The organism is Saccharibacillus alkalitolerans (assembly GCF_011090185.1).
Lineage (GTDB): Bacteria > Bacillota > Bacilli > Paenibacillales > Paenibacillaceae > Saccharibacillus > Saccharibacillus alkalitolerans.
This window is the reverse complement of sequence record NZ_JAAFGS010000007.1, coordinates 34,376-59,505: the sequence shown is the minus strand read 5'-3', so window position 1 is coordinate 59,505 and position 25,130 is coordinate 34,376. Positions and strand designations below refer to the sequence as shown.

Genomic DNA, 25,130 nt, shown 5'->3' with positions numbered 1-25,130 from the left:
AGAGGCCGAAAAACAGCTTCTAACGGACATGGAATCCGTTAGAAGCTGACGCCGGCCGCTCGCCGCGATCGGATCGATCGTCCTTCCGGAGATGCGGGCGAGGCGGTTTTACTTTTTCTTCTTCCCTTCGGACGAAGAAGACGCGCCTTTCGCTCCGCCTTTCTTCGCCCGGCCGCCGCCCGGCGCATCCGAGCCGGAGCCCGAGCGGCCTCCGCCGCCGGAACGTCCGCCCCGCGAGCCTTTCGGCCGGTCGTTGCCGTTGCGCGAGAACGTCGCCGTCTCGCCGCCGTAGCCGCCCGTGCCGGAGCCGAAGGCAAATTTGCCTTTGCCCGGCTCGCTGCCGCCGCCCGCGCCGCCGTTCACGCCGCCTCCGCGGCTCGAACGGCCTTTGCGTCCGCCTTCGCCCGGCGGACGGTTGGACCACTCGCCGCCTGCGTCCGGCGAGCCGTTGAAAGCATCTCCGCCGCCCTGGCCGGCTTCGATATGAATGCCGCCGCGCTTCCCGGAGCGCTTGCGGCCGCTATCGCCGGCTGCGCCGGAATCCGGCGCTCCGCCGGCTTCGCTGCCGCTCCGGCTGCCGCCTTCGGTCGGCACGCCGCCGAACGCCCAGCCGCCGTCCGCGCCGGCGCTGTCGCCGCCTTTGCGTCTGCGAGGCGCGCTCTGGCTGCCCGGCGCCGTACCGGCCGCTTCGCCCTGCGCGGAGCCGCCTTTGCCTTTCCCTTTGCCTTTGCCTTTGCGGCGCGAGCGCCCGCCCGCGCTTCCGGCTTCCGCAGGGGCTGCGCCGCCTGCCGGTGCCGTGCCCGCGCTTTCCGTCGGACGGAACACTTCCGGCTTTTTCTTTTTGTCCTTTTTCTTGCCCTTGCCTTTGCCTTTGTCTTTGCCGAACTTCTCTTTGCCGGTCTTGTCGCCGCGTCCCGCCTGGCCGCGCTTGAACGAATCGCCGGCCGCGCCTTCGCCTCGGCGTCCGCCGCCCCGGCCGCCGCGGAAGCTGCTCTTCTTCATGTCGACCAATTCGAAGTCGATCGTATGCTCTTCCATGCTGACCTTCGCCACGCGGATCTCCACGATGTCGCCGATGCGGAAGATGCGCGACGTGCGCTCGCCGACCAGCGTCATGCGGGCTTCGTCGAAATGATAGTAGTCGTCGGTCAGGTTGCTGATGTGGATCAGGCCTTCGACCGTATTTTCCAGTTCGACGAACAAGCCGAAGCTGGTTACGCTGCCGATGACGCCTTCGAACGTCTCGCCGACCTTATCCATCATATACTCGGCTTTTTTCAGCTGATCCGTGTCGCGTTCTGCATCGACCGCGACGCGTTCGCGGATCGACGACTGCTGCGCGTAGTCCGGCATGCGCGCCGACAGATGCTCTTCGCGCTGCGCTGTCAGCTTGCCTCCGTTATCCAGCACTTCGCCGATGACCCGGTGGATGACCAAGTCGGGATACCGGCGGATCGGCGACGTGAAGTGCGTGTAGAACTCGGCCGCCAGGCCGAAGTGGCCCAGATTGGCGGAATCGTACTTCGCCTGCTTCATCGAACGCAGCAGCAGCGTGCTGATCGCTTTCTGCTCCGGCGTATCCTGCACTTCTTCCAGCAGCGACTGCAGCTCGCTCGGCTGGATGGTGCCGCCGCGCGTGCCTTTGACCTGATAGCCCAGATTCGCCGCGAATGCCGCGAACGCTTCCAGCTTCTCCTGCGCCGGATCTTCGTGGATCCGGTACAGGAACGGCACTTTGGCTTTGCTGAAATGCTCCGCCACCGTCTCGTTCGCCGCCAGCATGAACTCCTCGATAATGCGCTCGGCGATCGTGCGCTCGCGCTTGACGATATCGATCGCTTTGCCCTGGTCGTCGAGCAGCACTTTCGCTTCCTCGAAGTCGAAGTCCACCGCGCCGCGCTTCATCCGGCGTCCGTTCAGCTTGAGCGCCAGCTCGCGCATCAGATTGAAGGTATCCACCAGATAGCCATAGCGCTCCAGCAGTTCCGGATCTTCTTCTTCCAAAATGCGGCGCACGTTTTTGTACGTCATCCGCTCGACCGTTTTGATCACGCTGCGGAAAATGTCGTAGCGGACCACCTTCATCGACGCGTCGAATTCCATCTCGCACGACAGCGTCAGACGGTCCACGCGCGGATTCAAGCTGCAGATTCCGTTGGACAGGCGCGGCGGCAGCATCGGAATAACCCGGTCCACCAAATACACGCTGCTGCCCCGGTTATACGCCTCTTGATCGAGCGCGGAGTTTTCTTTGACATAGTAACCGACGTCCGCGATATGCACGCCCAGCACGTAGTTGCCGTTTTCCAGCCGCTCCACGTTGACCGCGTCGTCGAGGTCCTTGGCGTCTTCGCCGTCGATCGTCACGATCTGCTTGCCCCGCAGGTCGCGGCGTCCCGGGCTGTGGATCTCTTCTTCCGTAATCGTCTCCGGCGCCGCTTCCGCTTCCGCGAGCACTTCTTCGGGGAACGATTCCGGCAGTTGGTGCTTGCGGATGATCGACAGAATATCGACGCCCGGATCGCTGTTATAGCCCAGCACTTCGATGACTTCGCCCTGGGCGGCCGCCCGGCCTTCCGGATACGAAATGATGCTTACGACGACTTTCTGCCCGTTCAAAGCGCCGCCGGCCCGTCCGGCCGGAATGAAGATGTCGCGCGTGATGCGGCGGTCGTCCGGAAGCACGAAGCCGAACGATTCCTCGTCCTGGTAGGTGCCGACGATCTGCGTAATGGCGCGTTTGACGATCCGTACGACTTCGCCTTCCATGCGTCCGTTCGAAGAACGGCGCGACGCGATGCGGATCAGCACCGTGTCCCCGTTCATCGCGCTCAGCATGTCGTTCGCGTTGATGTACACGTCCGGATGCTCGCGGTCTTCGGGAATGAAAAATCCGAAGCCCTTGGCATGCGTCTGCAGCCGTCCGCGCAGCAGGTCCATCCGTTCCGGCACGCCGTAGCGCTGAGTGCGCGTCAAGACGATCTGCCCCGCTTCTTCGAGCGCGTTCAGCATTTTCATAAACTCCCGGAACTCCTCCGCGCCTTCGATGCCGAAGTGCTGTTCCAGCTCCTGGTAGGTCATCGGCTTGTACGCGCTCTCGCGCATGAAGCCCAGCAGCATATCTTCCGTTATCATCATAATCACCTCTAAATAGCTCCGGCTGCCCGCAGACCGCCCGGCCGGCTGCAGATCGCGTGTGCTCGATTTTTTGCTTCTTCTTAAATTCATTATACGTTAAAAGTACCCGTGACGGGACATGCTTAATCCGCAGCCTGCTCGGTGCATCTCCTTAAGCCGATACGCAAAAAAGCCTCCGTGTTCCTTGAATCCAAGGATCAACGAAGGCTTCCCCGGGCGGAAGGGTCCGCCCCGATCGTCGTTTAGTTGGTCAGAGCCGTAGTCAGGAGCGCGAGGATTACGAATCCCGCACCCAGTACGACGGTAATGCGCTCAAGAACCAGATCCAAACCGCGAGCTTTGGTTTTGCCGAACAGATGCTCCGCACCGCCGGAGATGGCGCCGGCGAGACCTGCGCTTTTTCCTTTTTGCAGCAGCACGACCGTGATCACGCCGACGGCAAAAATCACCAGCAGAATTTTCAGAAAGATTTCCATTGTAGTTCCACCTCCTAAGCGTAAGCAGCGTATCCTGTATATGAGTAGATTATTCCGGTTGCTTCATCGTCAATGTTGCTTAAACAAAACAGTACTTTTATTCTACCATAGCTCCAGATATTTGACAATCAAACAAAATGGCGCTTTCATCGGAACAACGTTAAAAAGCCGCGCCTCGGCTGAATGCTCCGCGGCACGGCTCGGTTCGATTGACGGTGTTGGGAACGTACCCGGGAGCGGCCCGCGCTTAGTTGCGCTGCTGCTTGCCTTGAACGGTACGGTCGGTCCACAGAATGTATCCGGCGGATACGGCCGTAAGGACCAGAATGGCCATGATGATCATGGCATCCGACATGCTCTCTTCCTCCTCTGCGATCTGGGTCTGGATGATTGGGTAAAAGGTCGCCTCTTCTGTGTCTGCTTGCTCCGAATCCCATCATCCTTTCCGAAATGTGGGCGGCATGCCGGAACCTTCGATTTCCGTCCGGAAATCCGGTGCCGTGACGCGGATGTCGGGATGACCGAAATCCGAAGAATACGCCGGCGCAATTCGTTTCGATTCCCCGAATCGCGAGGCTTTCATGAACCGTATCTTAACCCCTGCTGACACCCCGTGTAAAGGTTGAATCCTGCCTGTTTTGAAGGCTTTGAAGCCAATACCTGACACCAGAAAAACCCAGCGGGATAAAGCTTTCATTATCGCGAAAAATCTCCCGTTTGCTTCATTTTCCCCGGAAAAGGCGGCCGAAAAACGACGGATTTCCGATTTTTCGTTTTCTCGCGGTTCAACGTGCTCCGTTCGGCCGCTTTTCGTCGTTCAAAATCGCCCAGGCGCGCTCCAATTTTCGGTTGTACGCCGGGTCGTCCGCCGAGTTCATGAACCGCACCCGGCCGCTTCCGCCGCCCTCGATGCCGCGTTCGCCGAGGATGGCGGACACTCTTCGCACCGTCCCCGCGCTCCCGTCGATTACCCGGATGTGAGGAGGCAGAATATCTTCCAACATCCGCGTGTAATACGGATAATGCGTGCATCCCAGCACGATCGTTCCGTATTCGTTCAGATCGAACGGTTCGAACTTGCGCCGGAAATAGCCTCCGACCTCTTCGGGATCGAAGTTCAATCCTTCGCAGTAGTCCACCAGCTCCGGCATCGGCAGCGAATCGACGATGCCGTGGTCGTCCACCCGCGATACCAGCTGCATATATTTGGTCTGGCTGAGCGTAAGCTGCGTCGCCAGCACCAGCACGCGGCGGCCGCTGGCCCCGTTCATCTCGACGGCCGGCTTGACCGCCGGTTCCATCCCGATCACGGGCACCCGGTAGGCATGGCGCAGATCGGATACCGCCACGCTGGTTGCCGTATTGCAGGCGATAACCAGCGCTTTGACGTTTTCCCCGAAAATGCGCTCCGCCGCCTCGCAGACGTATTCCGTCACCTGTTCCTTCGTTTTGGGACCGTAAGGGACATGCAGCGTATCCGCGAAAAATAGGAAATCTTCATCCGGAAGCCGACGCGCCGCTTCGCGCAGAACGGTCAACCCTCCGATTCCCGAGTCGAAAAAAGCGATGCTCATGCTGCTTCCCCTGCCGTTTCGTTATTTTGGTCTCGTTTATCCTTTACGATTATAGACCCCCGGCAGCGAAAACGCCAAAAATTCCGCCCGCTCGGCCGAAAAACCGCCCGCCGCTCCCTATTCGGCCGATTTTCGCACCGTAAAGCGCAGCATCGGGCCGTCCCATTCCCGCTCGCGAGTCTCGAGCAGCTTCTCCGCCGCCTCGCAGGAGGCGATCGCCTCGCGCCAGAACGAAAGCGCCGGCGCATTCTCTTCCATCACGCCCAGCTTCCAGCGGCCGGGAAAGCGGCGGAACAATTCATCGGCCGCCCGGCGGCCGATGCCCTGCTTCCGATACTTTTTCATGACGAAAAATTCGACCATTTCGTATATGCCCAAGCCGTCCGCCTTCTCCGAGGACCCTTCGTCCGACGGGCCGATCAAGCGGATCAGCGCGAACCCCGCCAGCTTCCCGTCCGCGCGCAGCAGAAACGGATAGCGGCCGGGTTCGTTCCAGTAAGCGTCGAAATCGCGAAATTCGTACATCCCCGATTCGTCGACATCTTCGGGATCGAACTCGGTGAAATCGTATTTGTACAGCTGCAGCAGCTGCCGAAAGGCCGTTTTGTCCTCGTATCCGGCCGGTTGGCAGACCTCCGGAAGTTTTGCGTTCGTGTTCAATGTTCGACTCTCCTTTATCGTGGCTTCGGCCGCCGCCCGAACCGGCGGGCCGCAGGCGTCCTGCGCAAATATCCGTGAGCAGACTCGCTGCCAACCTTCTACGGATCGGTCCGGCAGGTCACCCGTGCGGTCACTCGAAATGACCTTTACGACTGCCTGCGCCGGTGCCTGTCAAATTGTTGCCTGGCCAATTAAACGATCGATTAGACGGCTGATTCTTCCGCCTCTCGAATCCGTTCCTTCATTTCCCGCGCGAACGCCGTTAACCGGTCTTCGGATATACTCGCCCTGTCGTCCGGCGTCCCCGTATATACGCCAAGATAAACGTCAAGCAGCGGGCGAATCACGTCCTGCCACTGCGGCAGCGACGCCAACCCCCACTCCCCGCCTTCTTTTTTCGACGCGATCCGGCTCTCTTTCAAGAACATCAGCACACGGCACAGATTGAGCGCCGTATAGACCGGGCTGCCCGAGATCTCCGCTTCCGCATTCGATACGTCGTGCAGAATGGAGCTCAGATAGTGCCGCGCGGGGATAGGAGGGTACAGCTCGCGCAGCGGCAGGCCGTGCAGCGCCATCCCTCGCTCGTAAGCCGCCGCGGCTTGGGCCGCCAGATCGGCGTCCTTATAGTCTCCGCAGACGTAATCGGGGTCGGACTCGTATCGGCTTCGATGTGCGGCCGAGTAATGGTAGAGGCAGGGGGCCGGATGTTCGAAATGCCGCATCGCCGACTCTTCGACCACGGTAAACTCGATATGCCGTCCTTCGGGCAGGCGGCCGTGCAGATCGAGCGCTTCCTGGGTCAGCCGCCGCAGCGCTTCCCGTTCGGGACGCCCCTTCAGCACGATCAGCAGGTCGATATCGCTTGCGGACGGGTTGAACCCGCCCATCGCCAGCGAACCGTGCAGATAAACGCCGCCGACTTGATCGCCCAGCGTCTGCAGGCATCGCTTCGTCATATCTTGGGCTTCGGCCAACGCCTCCCGGATGCTCCGGGCAGCTTCGGACAGGCGCGGGTCTCCAGGCTTTTTTTCTTTATCCACTCTGTGTCCTCCTGTCTCTGGCGGCGCGAAAAAGAAACCGGCCGTCGCCCCGCCGTGACCGCGAACTCCTTCGGCCGGCGTCATAATCTTATTGTAAAGGCTCACGGATGACGCGAATAGGCCGCGGACGGATTGAACGGTTCTCGGCGCATAGTCGATCCGACGATACGCGGTCACAGAAGAAAGCCGCCGCGGCAGAGCGACCGGTAAGACAACTTTAAGGAACCCTGATCACGCTATTCGCTCTTCGGGCGGCTTTTACGGATTGTAACGAACCGGGATAGCGTTATTTAGACCATATCGGCCTTAAACGGACCTTATCATAGCCAATAAGGATATGAGGGTTCGTTAGATTTAAAAAAAGGGCTGAAACGCGCGAATAGCGATAGGAGGGTTCGTTAGGGTGCCCAAAAGCACGCAGTGGCCGGAATTTTGCAGGCCGTGAGCCTTCTGCACCAATCGAATCGTGCGCGGAACTCAAAAAAGTCCCGTCTCCGGTAGACGGGACTTGCAAATAGACGAAACTTGCAAGCAGCCGGGGCGCTTAACGGCTTTTTCGGCGTTCGGCAGCGACAGCGACAGCGTTTAAACCAAACTTACAGAATAACGGATTGCGGATGCTGCCGTTGGCGCCGCTGTCGGTGCCTGCGCCTGCGTTTGATGCCGCGTGCCGTCTTGTCGTGGCGCATTTGTTCGCGTCAATCCTGGTCGGTCCGCGTCGGTCCACTTCGGTCCGCGTCAGCGCTCGTTAAGCGGCGCCGTGCCGTTCTTTTTCGCCCTGCGTCCGTAGCAGATTCGGCGCACCCGTTCCACGGACAGCGCATATCGGTCCGCCAGCTCCTCGATTCGCTCGCCTTTGAGGTAGAGGCGGACCATCTCGGCGTTGCGCGCTTCAAGCTCGGAGCGGCGGCCTGAGCATTCGCCCCATTTCTTTTTCGCGCTTCCGGGCGCGGGAACGTACAGCATTTCTCCGCCGGCGTAGCGCTGAAGCTCGCGCAGCAGTTCCGGCGGCAGGCATGCCGCCGCGTTGCGGTACAAGCTCCGTGATCCGGCTGCGCCGGGCGGTTCATTTCGATAATCGGACATGCGGCTCTCTCCTTCCCTATAGAACGGTCGGGTAGAAACAAAGCCTGTCCGGGTGATGCCGCCGTCGATCAGGCTCCATGCAGAGAGCGGCTCACGCCTTTACAGGCTTTGCATGGAGCGGCAGGGACGCGTGTCCCGTACGGTTTTGAAGCGATATGGGCAAAAAAACATGCACGAACCCTCCTTATAAATGTTAATCTGCGGCCGCCGCTTCAGCGCCCTGCGCTCAAAGCCTGATGCAGCGCGCCCACGGCTCCGCTGTAGGCGCCGTACTTCGGAATCTCCGCTTCGCAGCCGAGCATTTCGGTAAAACGCGCGGTCAGACCGCGCAGCAGTTCGTTGTCCTCGTACGAGGAGCCTACGTACACGACCCGGTTCGTGCCGTGCAGCCGCGCGGCCTGGACGCCGACCGTCACGACGATCTCCGCGACCATCCCGATCACGGCCGCCGCGTAATCCTGCGGCCGGACGCCGGCCGCGGGCGGATCGGGCCGCGCAAAATTCGCGGCGGTCAGGTCGCCGGCAATCGGCGGCGGCGCCGGGGCATAGATCTGCCCCACCGTCAGGTCCACCGCCTCCCGGTCGCCCAGCGGCGCCATCCGCGCGATTTCCGCGTAATCGCGCACCCCGCACAGCATGCCGGTCAGACCGACGATCGTGCCTCCGCCCAGACCGATCCCGCCGAGCCTCGGCCGCTCGGCCCCGTCGATCAGATGCAGCGACGTCCCGGTTCCGACGTTCACGAGCAGGAAAGGCCGCTCGGCCGGGTTCTCTTCGCCGCTCTCGTAGGCCAGAATGCGGACCGCCCCTTCGGTCGTCGCTTCGAATTCCGGTACGTCTACCGCGTTCAAGGCGTCCGGCAGCAGGCTTCTCAGCTTCGCAGCCTGCCCGCCCGCCAAGCCGATCGCCGTACCGGGAGGCAGATGATTTTCGATCCAGGCCGCCGCTCCCCCGATGTCGGAAGTCGGAAACTTGAACAGCCGGGGAACGCGGGAAGCGCGCTTCGCCTCTCTCCTGCCCGGCGCCGCGCCCTCCGTTTCCGCATCGTCCAAATAAGCGATCTTGATCAGCGTGCCTCCCGCGTCGATACCCGCGTATCTTGCCATATCCATCGTCCTCCCGCCCCGCGCCGTCGTCTCCCTGCGCTTTTGCCCGGTCCTTGCGCCGTCGATCGCGGCAGACGCAAGGCCGAACTTCCTCTTCTATCTTAAACGCCATTTCGCCGGCCGCCAAATTTTTTCGAATCTGCCCGTTTCCCCTCTTGATCTTTCGCCGCCGATCCTTTAAAGTAATACGAGTTGACATTGTATACCTCAATATAACGGTTTGAGGGTATCTACCGGGGACCATACCTCCCGACTACAAGTCGCGCCGAAGGCGCCTTTGCAGTCGGGAGTTTTTGCGTCCAATGCAGACTTCCGACCGCGATCGCGCGCACTAAGGCTTGTCTCAAACAAACGGAAGTTTTCCGCTCGCCTGAAACTCACTTGAATCGTGTGCGTTTCAGTCAACCGGGAAACTGATATCAAAGCGAGACAAGCCAATACTTCCGTGAAAAAGGAGCCCTGTCGCATCATGAACATCAAAGTCCTCGTTCTGACGATCGCCGCCTTCACCGTCGGCCTCGTCGAACTTATCATCGGCGGCGTACTACCGCAGATCGCCGGAGACCTGGGCGTCTCCGTCAGCACCGCCGGCCAGCTTATCACGGCCTACGCGCTGGTCTATGCCGTATCCGGCCCGACGCTGCTTGCACTGACGGCCAAAATCGAGCGCCGCAAACTGTACCTCTTGTCGCTGGTCGTCTTTATCCTGGGCAGCCTGCTCGCCTTCTGGAGCCCGAATTTCGGCGTCCTGCTGGCCTCCCGCTTCGTAACCGCGGCCAGCGGCTCGCTGATCACCACGCTGTCGCTGACTATTGCGGTCAAGGTCGTACCGGAAAACTTCCGCGCCCGCGTCATCGGCATCGTCTCCATGGGCATCAGCTCGGCCATCGTGCTCGGCGTGCCGCTGGGCGTGCTGGCCGCCGACAAGCTCGGCTGGCGCATTTTGTTCCTGTTCATCGCCGTTTTCGCCCTGCTGACCATGTTTGTCGTCTATAAGCTGATGGCTCCGATCGAGCCGCAGCAGGTCATGCCGCTTCGGCAGCAGTTGGCTTCCCTGAAGAACACCCGCGTCGCCGGCGCGCACTTGGTCACGCTGCTTATGCTTGCGGGACACTATACGCTGTACGCCTACTTCACGCCTTTCCTGGAAAACATCATGCATCTGAGCGCTTCCTGGATCAGCATCGTGTACTTCTTCTTCGGCCTCTCGGCCGTGGCGGGCGGCATGATCGGCGGCGTACTGTCGGACAGCCTCGGCGCCAAAAAGAGCATCCTGCTCGTCGTCGGCATCTTCGCCCTGTCGCTGTTCATTCTGCCGTTCACGGCTTCCCTGATCCCGCTGTTCGCGGTGCTCGTCTTCATCTGGGGGGCGCTCAGCTGGGCGCTGTCCCCGGCGCAGCAGAGCTATCTGATCGAAGCCGCGCCGGAAACGTCGGAGATTCAGCAGAGCTTCAACTTCTCCGCCCTGCAGGTCGGCATCGCGGCCGGCTCCGCGATCGGCGGCGTGGTGATCGACCGCGCATCGACCGTATCGGTCAACGCCTGGGTCGGCGGCGGCATCGTCGTGCTGGCCTTCGGCGTGGCGCTGTACACGCTGCTTCACAAGTCTTCGCCGCGCAGTACGGATGAGCGAGGCCGCAAGAGCGGTTCGAAGCTGGAACCGAACTTCGGCGGGGATTGAGACGGCAAGCCTCCGAAACGCAATGCAAAAGCCCCGCCGGCAGCGAGACTGTCGGCGGGGCTTTTCGATTCGCGATGCGGTTTTAAGAAACCAACTCTTCGCTTATTCAGAACGTTCATAAAGAACGCATATCTAATAAGGAGGTGCCTTTTTATGCTTTGGAGAACGCTCCTTTCCCTGATGCTGCTGACGTCCGCGATCGCTTTGACGGGCTGCGGAGACAAGAGCGGCCGGGAATTGATGATCGGCACTCGCGAAAGCAAAGACACCGTAAGTTTTGCCGAGCACCAAGCCGTCAAAGATCCGGAGTCCATCGAGGAATTCGTCTCTTTTGTCGAGAACGCTCCCCCTGCCGAAGCCGCAGCTGACGAAAAGAAAACCGATCCCGACTATATCGTCACGGTCAACGATTGGGACGATTCCGTCATGGAAACGTGGGTAAACTTATGGCTTCGCCCGGACGGCACGATCCTTTTCAATAAAGGAACAGGCAGCGGCGGCGCCGAATATTATGCGTTTGATCGAGAATCCAGCGACAAAATCAAAGAACGGCTCGGTCTTAAATAGGCCTTGCGGCAGGTTTGGAGGTTTTCAAGTGAATCAACAATTCGAATCGACGCTGGTCAGGCTGGCGCAGGGCGAACTGTCGCCGGAAGAATGGCGGGAATGGTGGGACCGTCATCGGGATTGGCTGGAAGGGCACTTATCCCGCGGCGTTTTTCTCAAACTCAAGCCGATTCGGCATGATTTCCGCTGGGCGCCTCTGCTGGCCAGCCAGCGGGGGGCCGCCGAATATTTGACCGCCCGGGGCGTCCCGTTTACGGAGTCGGACGAGTACCGACAGCAGCATGAACGGGAGTTCGCCGCTTTTCGTCTGGCCCAGCAAGAACGCAACAAAGCCCTTTTGGAGCAGCTGCGCGGCAAAGTGCCGGAATTGTTCCGCGTCTATCCGAAATTTGCCGCTTCGCTGCGGCATGTGTACACGGAATCCGACGTGCTGGATGCCGGCGCGCCGCTGCCTGAAATCGAGCGTATGGAAGAACTGCTCGATATGCGCCTGCCCGGCGACGTGAGGGAGCATTTTGCGGTCGCCGAAAACATTTCGATCGAAGGGATCCGCTTGGAGCTCGGCATGCTGCGCGATCTGGACATTAACGGCAAGCGCTATCTTTGTCTGGGCGAGTTCTGGAAAGAAGCCGACGGAGATCTGCTGCTGCTCAAGCCGGAAGCCGCGGACATATGCGCGGTTTATTATTACGCGCACGAACGAAACAAAGTATCCAAGCTCTGCAGCGGCATGAAGGCGTTGATGGAAAACAAATTCGCTTACTACAACCGCCGGTAAGCTCCTTTACCGGATCGGAATCGTTCGCCCGAGGTCCGCTCGCCGCAGCGGAAAACGCAAAAAAAGAGACGCCGCGTCCGGCGTCTCTTTTTTGTGCTGCGCGCTCCGTCCGGGCGTCCCCGGAAGAAAGCGTTCAGCGATCGGTCCGCCTTACGGCGGACCGTTTTTATTCAAGCTTCGCAAAGGTACGCGAAAGCTCTGATCGAAAATCCTGCTGCTCTAAAATCTTACTGGAATTTTTTCTGATCCAGGTTGTAGAACGATTTCAGGCCGTTGTATTGAGCCAGTTCGCCCAGTTGGTCTTCGATGCGGAGCAGTTGGTTGTACTTCGCAACGCGGTCCGTACGGGAAGGAGCACCCGTTTTGATCTGACCGGCGTTCGTCGCCACCGCGATGTCGGCGATCGTGCTGTCTTCGGATTCGCCCGAACGGTGCGATACGACAGCCGTGTAACCTGCGCGTTTTGCCATTTCGATCGCGTCGAAAGTCTCGGTCAGCGTACCGATTTGGTTAACTTTGATCAGGATCGAGTTACCGATGCCTTCTTCGATACCGCGGCTCAGACGCTCGGTGTTCGTTACGAACAGGTCGTCGCCGACCAGTTGGACTTTGTCGCCCAGTTTTTCGGTGAGCAGTTTCCAACCTTCCCAGTCGTCTTCGGCGCAAGCATCTTCGATCGTGATGATCGGGTACTTATCTACCCAAGCAGCCATGAGGTCGACGAACTCTGCGGAAGTGTAGGATTTGCCTTCGCCCGCGAGCACGTATTTGCCGTCTTTGTAGAACTCGGTGGAAGCGACGTCCATACCCAGGAAGATATCTTTGCCTGGCGTGTAGCCGGCTTTTTCGATCGCTTCGATGATTGTCGACAGAGCTTCTTCGTTGGAACCGAAGTTCGGAGCGAAGCCGCCTTCGTCGCCTACTGCCGTAGCCAGACCTTTGCTGCTCAGTACGGCTTTGAGGTTGTGGAAGATTTCCGCACCCATGCGCAGAGCTTCTTTGAAAGTAGGCGCGCCTACCGGCAGAACCATGAACTCTTGTACGTCAACGTTGTTGTCGGCATGCTCGCCGCCGTTGACGATGTTCATCATCGGTACAGGCAGCTGCTTCGCGTTGAATCCGCCCAGGTATACGTACAGCGGCAGGTCCAGAGCGTCTGCTGCAGCGCGGGCTACTGCCATCGAAACGGCCAGGATCGCGTTGGCGCCCAGTTTGCCTTTGTTCGGCGTTCCGTCCAGAGCGATCATCGCTTTGTCGATGCCCAGTTGGTCGAGAGCGTCCATGCCGATGACTTCCGGAGCGATCGTTTCGTTTACGTTTTTAACGGCGTTTTCCACGCCTTTGCCCATGTAACGGCCTTTGTCGCCGTCGCGAAGCTCAACCGCTTCGTGAACACCCGTGGAAGCGCCCGAAGGTACGATCGCGCGGCCGATTGCGCCGGATTCCAGGTACACTTCAACTTCTACTGTAGGGTTACCGCGGGAGTCGAGGACTTCGCGTGCGTAAACGTCAGAAATAATCGTCATTTTAAGTATCTCCTTTGAGTTCGTTTTATTGAAGGAGCCGAGTCCGTTCGCGGAACGGACGGACGCCGTTGCTCCATGTTGCCCTTTAAAAATTCGCTCTACCGTTAACTATGCCACATTCGGGCTTTAGTTGGAAGTTTTGCGAGCGGAAATGACCGACTTGCCCGTCATTTCGGCCGGCTGCGGAACCTGCATCAGATCGAGGATCGTCGGCGCGATATCGGCCAGGATGCCGCCTTCGCGCAGCGTGACATCTTCGCTCGTGACGATGAACGGAACCGGGTTCGTCGTGTGCGCCGTCTGCGGGCGCCCGAACTCGTCGATTTCCGTTTCCGCGTTGCCGTGGTCCGCCGTGATGATCGCCACGCCGCCTTTGGCGAGAACCGCGTCTACGACGCGTCCCACGCACTCGTCGGTCGTCTCGACGGCTTTGATCGTCGGCTCCATCATGCCGGAGTGTCCGACCATGTCCGGATTGGCGAAGTTCAGGATAATGCAGTCCTGTCTCTCCGCTTCGATCTCGGCCACGCAGGCGTCGGCCACTTCGCGCGCGCTCATCTCCGGCTGCAGGTCGTAAGTCGCGACCTTCGGCGAGTTGATCAGGATGCGCGTTTCGCCTTCCAGCTCCACGTCGCGTCCGCCGCTGAAGAAGAACGTCACGTGCGGGTATTTTTCCGTTTCGGCGATGCGAAGCTGCGTTTTGTTGTTGCTCACGAGCACTTCGCCCAGCGTGTTGGTCAGGTTTTTCGGCGAGTACGCCACGCTGCCCTGCACGTTGACGCTGTACGTCGTGAACGATACGAAGCTCAGCGTTTCCGGCTGACCTTCTCCGCGCTCGAAGCCGGCGAATCCCGGGCTTGTCAGCGCTTCGGAGATCTGAATCGCGCGGTCTGGACGGAAGTTGATGAAGATGATGGAGTCTCCCGTCTGAATCTTCGCGGTCGGTTGTCCGTCTTTCGTAATGACCGTCGGCAGCACGAATTCGTCCATGACTTCCTTCGCGTACGATGCTTCTACCGCTTCGAGCGGGCTCGAGGCGAATTCGCCTTCGCCGTAAACCATCGCGCGGTAAGCTTTCTCGACGCGTTCCCAGCGCTTGTCGCGGTCCATCGCGTAGTAGCGGCCCTGCACGGTCGCGATTTGGCCTACGCCGATCTCGGCGATCTTGTCGACCAGCTGCTGCATGTATTTCTTGCCGCTGTCCGGAGCGACGTCGCGTCCGTCCATGAAGGCATGGATGTAGACGTTATGGAAATCCATTTTCTTCGCCAGCTCGAGCGTCGCGAAGAGATGGTCGATATGGCTGTGCACGCCGCCGTCGGACAGCAGTCCGAGCACGTGGAGCGCTTTGCCGTTATCTTTGGCCGATTGAACGGCGCCGACCAAAGTCGGGTTCTCGAAGAACTCGCCGTCGCGGATCGACTTGGTGATGCGGGTCAGGTCCTGATACACGATGCGTCCCGCGCCGATGTTCAGGTGGCCGACTTCGGAGTTGCCCATCTGACCTTCCGGCAGGCCTACGGCTTCGCCGCATGCCGTCAGCGTCGTGTGCGGATACTTGCTCATGAAACGATCGTAGTTCGGCTTCTTCGCTTGGGCAACGGCGTTGCCTTCGGCGCCTTCGCGCAGACCGAAACCGTCCATGATGATCAATGCTACCGGTTTTGGAGCCGTCATTACTTCGCCCCCTCAACCAGGGCCACGAAGGAGTCAGGCTGCAGGCTTGCGCCGCCGACGAGTGCTCCGTCGATATCGCTTTGGCCTAAGTATTCCGTTACGTTCTCCGGCTTCACGCTGCCGCCGTACTGAATGCGGATGACGTCCGCCGTCGCTTGGTCGTACAGGCCGGCCAGAACGGTGCGGATATAAGCCGTCACTTCGTTCGCGTCCGCGGAAGTCGAAGATTTGCCCGTGCCGATCGCCCAGATCGGTTCGTAAGCGACGACAACCTGTGCCGCCTCTTCTTTGGACAGACCTTTGAACGCGCCTTCCGTCTGCACTTTGCAGACTTCTTTCGTTTGGTCGGCTTCGCGCTCTTCGAGCTTTTCGCCTACGCATACGATCGGAGTCAGGCCGTTGCGGAATGCCGCCACGACTTTTTTGTTGACGATCTCGTCGGTTTCGCCGAAGTACTGACGGCGTTCCGAGTGACCGATGATGACGTAGTCCACGCCGAGCTCTTTCAGCATGACGCCGCTGATTTCGCCCGTGAATGCGCCGTTGTCTTCGAAGTGAAGATTTTGTGCGCCTACTTTGATGCCCGTGCCTCTAACCGCTTCGGTCAAGGCAGGCAGGTTGGTGAACGGTGCGCAGATGACGGTTTCCACACCTTCCACGGCGGCTTTGCCTTTTACCGCTTCGGCGAAAGCCAGCGTCTCGGATACGGTTTTGAACATTTTCCAGTTGCCGGCGATGATTGGCGTTCTCACGAAATAATCCACTCCTTTTGGTGACTTCTCCGTTTGCGGGGAAAAGGGACGTTAGTGCACACTGAGGCGCTACAAGTTGTAAGGGCCTACGATCGCGTGTTGAAATTTGATTTCTCTTATTGAAGCATAACAGAGGTGGAAATCAAATTTCAAAGGCGACCACTTCGTTTCTCCGGCTCCTTGCAACTCTCCGCTAGGTCAGCGGTTGCGCGAACGTAACCCTTTAAGCCCTTCAACAGTTCGTTACGAAAACTCGTTCACGGGGAAGGCAGGATCGGTTAACGCGATCCTGCGTCTCTCCGGGGGCGAGCTTTTAAAAATTTCCAAGCTATCGTGCTATGCGACGATTCCGGCGGGATTCTCGGCCGCCGGAGCGGCCCGGGAATCGGATCTTACTTGTCGTTCAGAGCCACGACGCCCGGGAGGGCTTTGCCTTCCATGAACTCCAGGGAAGCGCCGCCGCCCGTGGAGATGTGGTCCATCTTATCGGCCAGGCCGAACTTCTCGGTCGCCGCAGCGGAGTCGCCGCCGCCGATTACCGTGTAGCCCGCCGTGTTGGCGCAAGCTTCGCCTACGGCGCGCGTGCCGTGGGAGAAAGGCTCGATTTCGAATACGCCCATCGGTCCGTTCCATACGACCAGTTTGGACTTCGAGATGACGTCGGCGTACAGTTCGCGCGTCTTAGGACCGATGTCGATGCCTTCCCAATCGGACGGGATGCCGTCTTCGACGTTGATGATCTTCGTGTTGGCCGAAGCGCTGAAGTCGTCGGAGATGACGATATCGACCGGCAGCATGAAGTTCTTGCCGAGCTTTTTCGCTTTCTCGATGAAGCCCAGCGCGACGTCGAACTTGCTTTCGTCCAGCAGGGATTGACCGATTTCATAGCCTTGGGCTTTGAAGAAGGTGTAAGCCAGGCCGCCGCCGATCAGCACGTTGTCGGCGATGTTCAGCAGGTTGTCGATCACGTCGATCTTGTCTTTGACTTTCGATCCGCCGACGATCGCCGTGAACGGGCGCTCCGGGTTCGACAGCGCTTTGCCGAGAACGTCGAGTTCTTTTTCCATCAGCAGACCGGATACGGCCGGCAGGTGGTGGGCAATGCCTTCGGTGGAAGCATGGGCACGGTGAGCGGCGCCGAATGCGTCGTTTACGAACAGATCGGCGAGCGAAGCGAACTCTTTCGCGAGTTCCGGATCGTTCTTCTCTTCGCCTTTGTGGAAACGCACGTTTTCAAGTACCAGCACGTCTCCGTCTTTGAGCTCGGCGATTTTAGCCTTGACCGCGTCTCCGATCGATTCGTCCGCTTTGGCAACCGGCTTGCCCAGCAGTTCGGACAGACGTTCGGCGGCAGGCGTCAGACGCATCGAATCGACAACTTCGCCTTTCGGACGTCCCAGGTGGCTCGCCAGCAGCACTTTCGCGCCTCTTTCGGTCAGGTATTCGATCGTCGGAATCGTTGCACGGATACGGGTATCGTCCGTGATCTTTCCGTCTTCGAGCGGAACGTTAAAATCGACGCGCACAAACACGACTTTGCCGCTTACTTCTACGTCACGTACACTTTTCTTATTCATAAATTTAATCCCCCATGCCCTCAAATTTGAAATCCAGGAATCCAAGGAATACGACTCGCAGGCCGGCGGCAACTTAGAAAAAGCGGAAACAAAAGTGCCCTGTTTCCGCTTTATGTGCATGTCGTACGTCGGCCGAGCCCTTGCGGACCAAGCCAACGTACCGACAAATGCTATTTACTTGCCGCTCTTCGCGCGAAAATGCCCGGAATTAATGAGCTTTTTTCGCGAAGAATTCAAGCGTACGAACGAGCTGTGCCGTGTAGGACATTTCGTTGTCGTACCAAGCTACCGTTTTAACGAGCTGCTTGTCGCCAACTGTCATTACGCGAGTTTGCGTAGCGTCGAACAGGGAACCGAAAGTCATGCCCTTGATGTCGGACGATACGATCTCGTCTTCCGTGTAGCCGTAAGTTTCCGGATCGGAAGCTTCTTTCATGGCAGCGTTGACTTCGTCAACCGTTACTTTTTTGTCCAGAACCGTTACCAGCTCCGTCAGGGAACCAGTGGCAACCGGTACGCGCTGAGCGCCGCCGTCGAGTTTGCCTTGCAGTTCCGGAATAACCAGGCCGATTGCTTTCGCAGCGCCGGTCGAGTTCGGGATGATGTTTTCTGCTGCTGCGCGAGCGCGGCGGAAGTCGCCTTTCGCGTGCGGAGCGTCCAGCGTGTTTTGGTCGCCTGTGTAAGCGTGGATCGTCGTCATGAGGCCTTGAACGACGCCGAATTTGTCCTGCAGCGTTTTAGCCATAGGAGCCAGGCAGTTCGTTGTGCAAGATGCGCCGGAGATAACCGTTTCCGTACCGTCGAGGATCTCGTGGTTAACGTTGTAAACGATCGTCTTCATGTCGCCAGTAGCCGGTGCGGAGATCACAACTTTTTTCGCGCCCGCTTTGATGTGCTTTTCAGCGCCTTCTTTTGTCGTGAAGAAGCCTGTGCACTCCAGAACGATGTCAACGCCGAGCTCTCCCCAAGGGAGTTCTTCAGGGTTGCGGTTCGCGATGACTTTGACTTCTTTGCCGTTCACTTTGAAGAAGCCGTCGTGTACTTCAACGTCTCCGTTGAATTTGCCTTGCGTTGTATCATATTTCAGCAGGTGCGCGAGCATTTTAGCGTCGGTCAAGTCGTTGATTGCTACGACCTCGATGCCTTCCACGTCTTGAATACGGCGGAAAGCCAGACGTCCGATACGACCAAATCCGTTAATTCCCACTTTTACAGTCATTGAACAGTTCCTCCTAAGTAGATGGTTTTTGAAGAAATGTTTTGATTAAGTGTTCATCGCGAAATCCCTCGAAAGAGCGTATTTCGGAACGAACATTTATTCAAGGCGGACCTTTTCATGCGTGATGAAAAAGAACTCGCCATGAGTAACGATGTATGTTCAGGCTTTCTCCAGCTCCCGGACGATTTCGAGCGCGGCCGCTTCGTCGATGACCAGAACGTCTTCCTGGCCGAAGCGCAGCACCGCATGAATCGCCTTCGCTTTCGATTTGCCTCCCGCGATGCCAAGCACGACGTCGGCCGCCTTGATATCGTCGAGTCTGAGTCCGAGCGTCAGCATGTTGTGCACGACGCTGCCGCTTTCGTCGAAGTAGTATCCGAACGACTCGGCTACCGCTCCTTTTTGTCCAAGCTCATGGGTCGTGTCGTTGTCCAGCTTGCGGCGTCTCGCCATATCCACCGCGTTACCGATCCCGTGCACGATAATGCGCGCGGTACGGATCTCGCGAACGATCTCCTGGATGTTGGGATCGTGGACAAGCGATTCATACGCGTCGCGGCTGAGCAGATCCGGCACGTGCAGCAGCCGGTAATCGGCGCCTACCCGCTTGGCCATATTGGAAGCGATGGTGTTGGCCTGGATCTCCAGGCTCTCGCCCAGACCGCCCCGGGCCGGCACAAACCAGCTTCCCTTGAGCGGCGCGTTGACCGGATGGGTCAACTGTTCGGCCATCTCGGCCAGCGTCGTTCCGCCGGTAACGGCCACGACGTCTCCACCGCGCATGACGCTGAGCAGCGCCTTCGCGCCGGCTTTGCCGAGTTCGCGTTTGGACAGCGGCGACTCTTCGCAGTTCCCCGGGACCACCACGACTTTGCGCAGTCCGTAGAAATGACGAATTCTCTCTTCCAAATTGGACAATCCCACTAATTCCTTCAATACCGGTTCCAGACGCTCAAGAAGGATTTGTCCGGCATCGCTGATTCGCATGCCCGCCGTGTCCGTCTCAATCAAGCCTTGAGCTTTCAACAGATCGGTCTCGGCCCTCAGCACGCGTTCGGTCATCTGCAGGGAGTTCGCCAGCGTTCGGCGTCCCGTCGTGCCCGTCAGCATAATCTGATGAAGGATGGTATACCTTTTCTTGAGAGTTTCCATGAGATCGGGAAGCAGCTGCTGCTGGATTTCAAGAATGTTCTGCATGCTATCCACCTCTGCAAACTTCGTCTGCCCGTATAATTTAAATTAATGGACATTTATTGTCCCGGGAACACTTTTTATGTCCCACAGCTATTCTAACCAATTTGACGCCCCGATGCAAGCTTTGCGGAACGGTTATTTTGCCTTCTCGCCCCGCCGGCTTATCCCTACTATATATAGAGAAAATCCGCTTGACGGCCCCACGATCTAGCAGAAGCTCAAGACCGTTTTTTACAGCATCAAGAGGGCTTGCAATTTCTCTTGCAGCCTTGTATAATAATGATTGCTGCTGTTTATGAATGTGCGCCCGTGGTCCAATGGATATGACGTAGGCCTCCGAAGCCTGAGATCCAAGTTCGATTCTTGGCGGGCGCGCCATTTTTGAATTCCAATTGCTTGCCAGAACAGGCAGCTCGTTCATTATTTAACTGTATTTGCTTGTCCTGACGCCGATAACGGCTATTTTTTTTGCAGAAAGTTTGACTTTCTTTGACTTTATGTTTGGAATTGTTTATCATATGGGTAATACCGGCTAGACGTTTATCGGACCTGATTGGACAAAGAGGGTTCGGCAGGCTGCCCAGCAGGACATCCATTCCAATTCTAATGACGGATATGATCCGTTCACAAGGAGGTTTTTCACTTGGGTTACATTCCTATGGTCGTTGAACAAAGCAACCGCGGCGAAAGAGCGTACGACATTTACTCCCGGCTGCTGAAAGACCGCATCATTTTCCTCGGCACCGAAGTCAACGACGTCGTGGCCAACGCGATTATCGCACAGATGCTGTTCCTCGAAGCGGAAGATCCGGAGAAGGACATCTACCTCTACATTAACAGCCCGGGCGGCTCCATCACGGCCGGCATGGCGATTTTCGATACGATGCAGTTCATCAAGGCCGACGTCTCGACGATCTGCGTCGGCATGGCCGCGTCGATGGGCGCGTTCCTGCTGAACGCCGGCGCCAAGGGCAAGCGTTTCGCCCTGCCGAACAGCGAGATCATGATTCACCAGCCGCTCGGCGGCGCTCAGGGCCAGGCTTCGGACATCGAAATCCGGGCACGCCGCATCCTCGCGCTGCGCGACAAGCTGAACCGCATCCTGTCCGAGCGCACCGGCCAGCCGCTGGAGCGCATCGAGAAGGATACGGACCGCGACTACTTCATGGACGCGGCGACCGCCGCGGAATACGGCATCATCGACAAAGTGATCGAGAAGCCGGTAGCCGAAGTCGGCGTGAAGTAAACGGAACTTTCGGGAAGCGCGAGCGGACCCGGGAGAACCAAGGAACGAAAAAAAGCCGTCCGGCATTCGCCGAAGGGCTTTTTTTTCTTTTTGCAACCTGGCCGGACCGCGCGCGTATATGCCGTCAAGGTCAAGACATCACTCTACACACATCCGGGGAGGAAAACGTCCATGCAGTTTCGCCACAACGATTTCCGCGTATTCAGTTCAGTGAAAAGAGACAATCTGATCATCGAGATTATGCAGGCGGGCGGCCTGCCGGAGAACTATAACGCCGAACTCGCCAAATCGGTCAATCATCACGATCAAGATCGTTTCAACTGGCAGCAGGTCCGGATTCTGATCGAAGATTCGTCGGTCATTCTCGAAGCGGGCGCGCTCCAGTATATGTTCGGCAGCATCGAGATCGAAAACCGCGCGGGCGGCGTGGGAGGCTTCGCCAAAAAATTCGTCGGAAGCGCCGTGACCGGCGAAACGGCGAGCAAACCGGTATACCGCGGTTCGGGCGAGATCTACCTGGAGCCGAAGCGCAAGGAGTTCACCTTTATCGAGCTGGCGGCGGGCGAAGAAATCATCGTCGATGACGGCCTGTTCTACTGCGCGGAAAATACGGTCAAAGTCGGCGTCGCCAAACAGGGCAACGTTTCGTCCGCCGTCTTCGGCGGCGAAGGGTTGTTCCAGACGAAAATCACGGCGTCGGCCAACAGCTACGTGGTCTTGGAACTGCCCGTGCCGGAATACGAACTGGTGCGTTACGAACTGAAAGGCGAAACGCTTAAAGTTGACGGCACTTTCGCGGTGCTGCGCAGCAGCACGATCGAGTTTTCGGTCGAAAAATCGACCAAGTCGCTCATGGGCTCCGCTTCTTCCGGCGAAGGCATGCTGCAGACGTTTCGCGGACACGGCGAAGTGTGGCTGGCGCCGACGCTTCCGATCCGTACCCGCTCGTTCTGAACGCGAACGGGGCCGGCAGGCAGGCATTTCGCAAGGCATACGCATGACGCAAAAAAAGCCCTTCTCTCCGTACTGTCGGAAGAAGGGCTTTCTTTTATGCTGTCCGGGCTTACCGGATTGACGACGAGTCTTCGGCAGCGCAAGCGGCGGGACGGTCAACGGCCCGCCGGACTGAAGAAATCCGGAAGCGCGATGCCTTCCAGCTGCGAAATATCGCCGGCTACGTCGGCGACGGTCGTTCCCTCCAGCACCTGCTCCATGGCGCGCTGGGCCGAAATGAAGATCGGGTTCATCGCGGCCTGGATGTTGCGGCCCACTTCGCAGTTCGGATTCGGGCTGTCGTGCACGGCAAACAACCCGCCTTCGCCGACGGCGTTCACCGCCTTGTACACGTCCAGCAGCGTAATCTCGGCCAGCGGCTTCTTGAGCCGCGCGCCGGCTACTCCGGCTCTCGCTTCGACAAGTCCGGCCCGCCCGAGCATGCCCGTAATCCGCCGGATCACGACCGGGTTCGTATTCACGCTGGACGCGATCATCTCCGAGGTAGCCGTTCCGGGCTGCGAAGCGCTAAGCAGAATCAGGGTGTGCACCGCGACCGGAAATCTTGTGCTGATATTCACTTCGCATTCCTCCCTTCCGGCGCGTACGCTTGGAAATTGAACGATTGCCGGGCCGCGAACCCGGCTTCCGAACGGCCGCTCCTTAAACATAAGCCGTCCGGTCCGTTGTTTTGTGCAATCATTGTAGTGACATTAACCGTTAAAGTCAACCCTGGGTCGTCTCGGCGCTGCAGACCGTCTGCGTCCAGCCGAAGCGGTCTTCCGTGTCTCCGCGCTGCAGCGAAGTCAATTCCTCGTACAAGCGGCTCGTCCATTCGCCGGTCTCTCCGCCGCCGATCTTGACCGTTTTGCCGTTCCAGCCGATTTCGCCGATCGGGGAGACGACGGCTGCCGTTCCCGTGCCGAACGCCTCGAGCAGCGTGCCGTCTTCGGCGCAGGCATACAGTTCGTCGATCGTAATCGGACGCTCTTCCACTTCGATGCCGAAGTCGCGCAGCATGTGAATCGACGAATCCCGCGTAATGCCGTTCAAAATGCTGCCGCTGAGCGAAGGCGTCACGATCCGGTTCCCGATGCGGAAGAACACGTTCATGCTGCCCACTTCTTCGACATACCTGCGATGCACGCCGTCCAGCCAGAGCACCTGCGAGTAGCCGGCTCCGTAGGCGTTTTCCTGCGCCTGCATGCTTGCCGCATAGTTGCCGGCCGTCTTCGCTTCGCCGACGCCGCCCGCGACCGCGCGCACGTCGCGCGTTTCCACATGAATCCGTACCGGATTCAGCCCTTCCGCGTAATAAGCTCCCACCGGAGACAAAATGATCATCATCTTGTAGCGGATCGAAGGATTCGCGCCCAGATGATTCTCCGTCGCGATGACGAAAGGACGGATATACAGCGACGTATTGGGAGCCGACGGCACCCAGCCGCGGTCCAGCTTGATCAGCTCTTTGAGCGCGTTCAGAACGAACGCTTCGTCGATCTCCGGAATGCTCATCCGGCGGCAGGAACGGTTGAACCGCTCGAAGTTCTTCTCCGGACGGAACAGGCGGATAGAACCGTCGGGTCCCGTATAAGCCTTCATGCCTTCGAAGATCGTCTGCCCGTAATGGAACACTTTCGCGGCAGGATCCATCGGAATCGGTCCGTAAGGCACGATCTTGGCATCATGCCAACCCTGTCCCTTGTCGTAGTCCATCGTAAACATATGGTCCGTCATATAAACGCCAAAAGACAGATTGGCGGTATCCGGTTTCGGTTTGCGCTGCGTCGTTTCTTCAATCTTCAGTTCACCCTGCATGATGCACGCTCCTCTTTTTATATTGAATCATATCAGTCTCTTACCTATATTAATAATATCCTTTTCGTCGGTTCTGCATACCCCAAAAGTATGAAAGGAGCAGAAAAAAGATGGATTTGCGCCAGCTTCGCTACTTCGCCGCCGTCGTTCGGGAGGGTCAAATCACCTCCGCCGCCAAAACGTTGAACATGGAACAGCCTCCGCTGAGCCGGCAGATGAAGCTGCTGGAAGAGGAACTCGGCACGCCTCTGTTCGATCGGAGCGGCCGCAGGCTTATTCCGACGGAAGCGGGCCGACGGCTCTACGAGCGCTCCGAAGAACTTCTCGTACGCCTCGAGGAGACGCTGCTCGAAATCCGGGAGCTGGGCGCCGGAATCGGCGGAACGCTGTCGATCGGGGCCGTCGTCTCCTGCGTCTCCCTGCTGCCCGGCGCGATCGAGCGCTTCGGCCGGGAACATCCCGCCGTCACCTTCAAGATTCAGGAAGGCGACCACTTCCAGCTCGCCGAGCTGCTGCGCAAACGTCAGATCGAGCTGATCGTCGCCCGCCTTCCGTTCGAAGCCCCGCCGGATGCCGGCGATTATGAGGTCGCTCCGCTCCCGCCCGATCCGCTGGCGGCGGCGGTGCCGGCCGGCTGGCCGGAATATGCCGATCGCGATTCCTTCTGCCTGAGCGAACTGGCCGACCGTCCTTTTCTGACGCTGAAGACCGACCGGACGACAGGGATGCACGAGCGCATCATGCAGGAGTTCGCGGCGAGGGGCGCCGTCCCCCGCGTGTTCTGCGAGTGCTCCAGCGTGGCGGTTATTCTGGCCCTCGTCGCCCAGGGACTCGGCGCTTCGCTGCTGCCCCGCTCGGTGCTCTCGTCGTTCCGCTCGGACGATTTCCGCATGCTTGAACCGGAAGACGCCGTTCTTCAGGCGGAAGTAGGTCTGGTATGGCTCCGGGACCGTTACTTATCCAGAAGCGCCGAGCGCTTTATCCGCGAACTCGTCGAAGGGAAGCCGCCGAGAACGTAA

22 protein-coding genes, 1 tRNA gene and 1 riboswitch are annotated in these 25,130 nt (G+C 58.7%); of the genes, 7 read left to right on the top strand and 16 right to left on the bottom strand.

What is annotated here, in order from left to right; all coding sequences use genetic code 11:
- Positions 1 to 108: 108 nt before the first annotated feature.
- The 8 genes from rnr to GYN08_RS17880 form a co-directional block, all read right to left on the bottom strand.
- Entirely contained in the window at positions 109 to 3,135 is a 3,027-nt protein-coding gene (gene rnr, locus GYN08_RS17915) for a ribonuclease R (RefSeq protein ID WP_166277470.1), read from the bottom strand.
- A 245-nt stretch (positions 3,136 to 3,380) separates the two neighbouring features.
- Positions 3,381 to 3,614, bottom strand: coding sequence for a preprotein translocase subunit SecG (gene secG / locus GYN08_RS17910; RefSeq protein WP_166277090.1), 234 nt, complete (start codon positions 3,612 to 3,614; stop codon positions 3,381 to 3,383).
- A gap of 436 nt (positions 3,615 to 4,050) precedes the next feature.
- Positions 4,051 to 4,311 (bottom strand): hypothetical protein, encoded by a 261-nt coding sequence (locus tag GYN08_RS17905; protein WP_166277087.1) that lies wholly within the window; start codon positions 4,309 to 4,311, stop codon positions 4,051 to 4,053.
- 88 nt (positions 4,312 to 4,399) lie between these two features.
- Positions 4,400 to 5,188: a glutamate racemase gene (gene murI / locus GYN08_RS17900; protein ID WP_166277084.1), complete on the bottom strand. Its 789-nt coding sequence runs from the start codon at positions 5,186 to 5,188 to the stop codon at positions 4,400 to 4,402.
- Positions 5,189 to 5,305: 117 nt separating this feature from the next.
- Positions 5,306 to 5,848, bottom strand: coding sequence for a GNAT family N-acetyltransferase (locus GYN08_RS17895; protein ID WP_235946369.1), 543 nt, complete (start codon positions 5,846 to 5,848; stop codon positions 5,306 to 5,308).
- 203 nt (positions 5,849 to 6,051) lie between these two features.
- Positions 6,052 to 6,891 (bottom strand): aminoglycoside adenylyltransferase domain-containing protein, encoded by an 840-nt coding sequence (locus tag GYN08_RS17890; RefSeq protein ID WP_166277081.1) that lies wholly within the window; start codon positions 6,889 to 6,891, stop codon positions 6,052 to 6,054.
- 738 nt (positions 6,892 to 7,629) lie between these two features.
- On the bottom strand, positions 7,630 to 7,977 hold the full coding sequence (locus GYN08_RS17885; RefSeq protein ID WP_235946368.1) for a CD3324 family protein: 348 nt from the start codon (positions 7,975 to 7,977) through the stop codon (positions 7,630 to 7,632).
- Positions 7,978 to 8,189: 212 nt separating this feature from the next.
- On the bottom strand, positions 8,190 to 9,083 hold the full coding sequence (locus GYN08_RS17880; RefSeq protein ID WP_166277078.1) for an acetate and sugar kinases/Hsc70/actin family protein: 894 nt from the start codon (positions 9,081 to 9,083) through the stop codon (positions 8,190 to 8,192).
- Between the two features lie 177 nt (positions 9,084 to 9,260).
- A riboswitch (purine riboswitch) is annotated at positions 9,261 to 9,359 on the top strand.
- Positions 9,360 to 9,552: 193 nt separating this feature from the next.
- On the opposite strand from GYN08_RS17880, the gene GYN08_RS17875 reads away from it, so the two are divergent.
- The 3 genes from GYN08_RS17875 (at position 9,553) to GYN08_RS17865 (ending at position 12,109) form a co-directional block, all read left to right on the top strand.
- On the top strand, positions 9,553 to 10,764 hold the full coding sequence (locus GYN08_RS17875) for an MFS transporter (protein WP_166277075.1): 1,212 nt from the start codon (positions 9,553 to 9,555) through the stop codon (positions 10,762 to 10,764).
- A gap of 153 nt (positions 10,765 to 10,917) precedes the next feature.
- Positions 10,918 to 11,331, top strand: coding sequence for a hypothetical protein (locus GYN08_RS17870; protein WP_166277072.1), 414 nt, complete (start codon positions 10,918 to 10,920; stop codon positions 11,329 to 11,331).
- A gap of 28 nt (positions 11,332 to 11,359) precedes the next feature.
- Positions 11,360 to 12,109, top strand: coding sequence for an SMI1/KNR4 family protein (locus tag GYN08_RS17865; RefSeq protein WP_166277069.1), 750 nt, complete (start codon positions 11,360 to 11,362; stop codon positions 12,107 to 12,109).
- A gap of 227 nt (positions 12,110 to 12,336) precedes the next feature.
- Here the strand turns inward: GYN08_RS17865 and eno are convergent, their stop codons facing one another.
- From eno to GYN08_RS17835, 6 genes are all read right to left on the bottom strand, one after another.
- A complete protein-coding gene (eno, locus tag GYN08_RS17860; protein WP_166277066.1) occupies positions 12,337 to 13,635 on the bottom strand; it encodes a phosphopyruvate hydratase in 1,299 nt (432 codons plus the stop codon).
- A 126-nt stretch (positions 13,636 to 13,761) separates the two neighbouring features.
- Positions 13,762 to 15,312 carry a 2,3-bisphosphoglycerate-independent phosphoglycerate mutase gene (gene gpmI / locus GYN08_RS17855; protein WP_166277063.1) on the bottom strand — a complete coding sequence of 517 codons (1,551 nt, stop codon included), beginning with the start codon at positions 15,310 to 15,312 and terminating at the stop codon, positions 13,762 to 13,764.
- Positions 15,312 to 16,064 carry a triose-phosphate isomerase gene (gene tpiA, locus GYN08_RS17850; RefSeq protein WP_166277060.1) on the bottom strand — a complete coding sequence of 251 codons (753 nt, stop codon included), beginning with the start codon at positions 16,062 to 16,064 and terminating at the stop codon, positions 15,312 to 15,314. Before tpiA ends, gpmI begins: the two co-directional genes overlap by 1 nt.
- 392 nt (positions 16,065 to 16,456) lie before the next feature.
- Entirely contained in the window at positions 16,457 to 17,641 is a 1,185-nt protein-coding gene (locus GYN08_RS17845; RefSeq protein WP_166277057.1) for a phosphoglycerate kinase, read from the bottom strand.
- Between the two features lie 208 nt (positions 17,642 to 17,849).
- Entirely contained in the window at positions 17,850 to 18,860 is a 1,011-nt protein-coding gene (gene gap / locus GYN08_RS17840; RefSeq protein ID WP_166277054.1) for a type I glyceraldehyde-3-phosphate dehydrogenase, read from the bottom strand.
- A gap of 159 nt (positions 18,861 to 19,019) precedes the next feature.
- Entirely contained in the window at positions 19,020 to 20,057 is a 1,038-nt protein-coding gene (locus GYN08_RS17835; RefSeq protein WP_166277051.1) for a sugar-binding transcriptional regulator, read from the bottom strand.
- 300 nt (positions 20,058 to 20,357) lie between these two features.
- On the opposite strand from GYN08_RS17835, the gene GYN08_RS17830 reads away from it, so the two are divergent.
- The 3 genes from GYN08_RS17830 to GYN08_RS17820 all read left to right on the top strand — a co-directional run bounded on the left by GYN08_RS17830 (position 20,358) and on the right by GYN08_RS17820 (position 22,254).
- Positions 20,358 to 20,432 (top strand) — tRNA-Arg (locus GYN08_RS17830).
- A gap of 265 nt (positions 20,433 to 20,697) precedes the next feature.
- Positions 20,698 to 21,300: an ATP-dependent Clp endopeptidase proteolytic subunit ClpP gene (clpP, locus tag GYN08_RS17825; RefSeq protein WP_166277048.1), complete on the top strand. Its 603-nt coding sequence runs from the start codon at positions 20,698 to 20,700 to the stop codon at positions 21,298 to 21,300.
- A 171-nt stretch (positions 21,301 to 21,471) separates the two neighbouring features.
- Positions 21,472 to 22,254, top strand: coding sequence for an AIM24 family protein (locus GYN08_RS17820; protein WP_166277045.1), 783 nt, complete (start codon positions 21,472 to 21,474; stop codon positions 22,252 to 22,254).
- A 155-nt stretch (positions 22,255 to 22,409) separates the two neighbouring features.
- On the opposite strand, the gene GYN08_RS17815 is transcribed toward GYN08_RS17820, so the two are convergent.
- Both GYN08_RS17815 and GYN08_RS17810 read right to left on the bottom strand, forming a co-directional pair.
- Positions 22,410 to 22,874: an Rrf2 family transcriptional regulator gene (locus GYN08_RS17815; RefSeq protein WP_166277042.1), complete on the bottom strand. Its 465-nt coding sequence runs from the start codon at positions 22,872 to 22,874 to the stop codon at positions 22,410 to 22,412.
- 145 nt (positions 22,875 to 23,019) lie between these two features.
- Positions 23,020 to 24,111, bottom strand: coding sequence for a branched-chain amino acid aminotransferase (locus GYN08_RS17810; protein ID WP_166277039.1), 1,092 nt, complete (start codon positions 24,109 to 24,111; stop codon positions 23,020 to 23,022).
- Positions 24,112 to 24,221: 110 nt separating this feature from the next.
- Between GYN08_RS17810 and GYN08_RS17805 the strand changes: the two genes are divergently transcribed.
- A complete protein-coding gene (locus tag GYN08_RS17805; RefSeq protein WP_166277036.1) occupies positions 24,222 to 25,130 on the top strand; it encodes a LysR family transcriptional regulator in 909 nt (302 codons plus the stop codon).

Coding starts and splice junctions, on each gene's coding strand:
- GYN08_RS17880 (WP_166277078.1), bottom strand. CDS start 9,083: ATGGCAAGATACGCGGGTATCGACGCGGGAGGCACGCTGATCAAGATC.
- GYN08_RS17870 (WP_166277072.1), top strand. CDS start 10,918: ATGCTTTGGAGAACGCTCCTTTCCCTGATGCTGCTGACGTCCGCGATC.
- gap (WP_166277054.1), bottom strand. CDS start 18,860: ATGACTGTAAAAGTGGGAATTAACGGATTTGGTCGTATCGGACGTCTG.
- GYN08_RS17905 (WP_166277087.1), bottom strand. CDS start 4,311: ATGAAAGCTTTATCCCGCTGGGTTTTTCTGGTGTCAGGTATTGGCTTC.
- rnr (WP_166277470.1), bottom strand. CDS start 3,135: ATGATAACGGAAGATATGCTGCTGGGCTTCATGCGCGAGAGCGCGTAC.
- GYN08_RS17835 (WP_166277051.1), bottom strand. CDS start 20,057: ATGCAGAACATTCTTGAAATCCAGCAGCAGCTGCTTCCCGATCTCATG.
- GYN08_RS17805 (WP_166277036.1), top strand. CDS start 24,222: ATGGATTTGCGCCAGCTTCGCTACTTCGCCGCCGTCGTTCGGGAGGGT.
- murI (WP_166277084.1), bottom strand. CDS start 5,188: ATGAGCATCGCTTTTTTCGACTCGGGAATCGGAGGGTTGACCGTTCTG.
- secG (WP_166277090.1), bottom strand. CDS start 3,614: ATGGAAATCTTTCTGAAAATTCTGCTGGTGATTTTTGCCGTCGGCGTG.
- GYN08_RS17820 (WP_166277045.1), top strand. CDS start 21,472: ATGCAGTTTCGCCACAACGATTTCCGCGTATTCAGTTCAGTGAAAAGA.
- GYN08_RS17810 (WP_166277039.1), bottom strand. CDS start 24,111: ATGCAGGGTGAACTGAAGATTGAAGAAACGACGCAGCGCAAACCGAAA.
- gpmI (WP_166277063.1), bottom strand. CDS start 15,312: ATGACGGCTCCAAAACCGGTAGCATTGATCATCATGGACGGTTTCGGT.
- GYN08_RS17885 (WP_235946368.1), bottom strand. CDS start 7,977: ATGTCCGATTATCGAAATGAACCGCCCGGCGCAGCCGGATCACGGAGC.
- GYN08_RS17845 (WP_166277057.1), bottom strand. CDS start 17,641: ATGAATAAGAAAAGTGTACGTGACGTAGAAGTAAGCGGCAAAGTCGTG.
- eno (WP_166277066.1), bottom strand. CDS start 13,635: ATGACGATTATTTCTGACGTTTACGCACGCGAAGTCCTCGACTCCCGC.
- GYN08_RS17875 (WP_166277075.1), top strand. CDS start 9,553: ATGAACATCAAAGTCCTCGTTCTGACGATCGCCGCCTTCACCGTCGGC.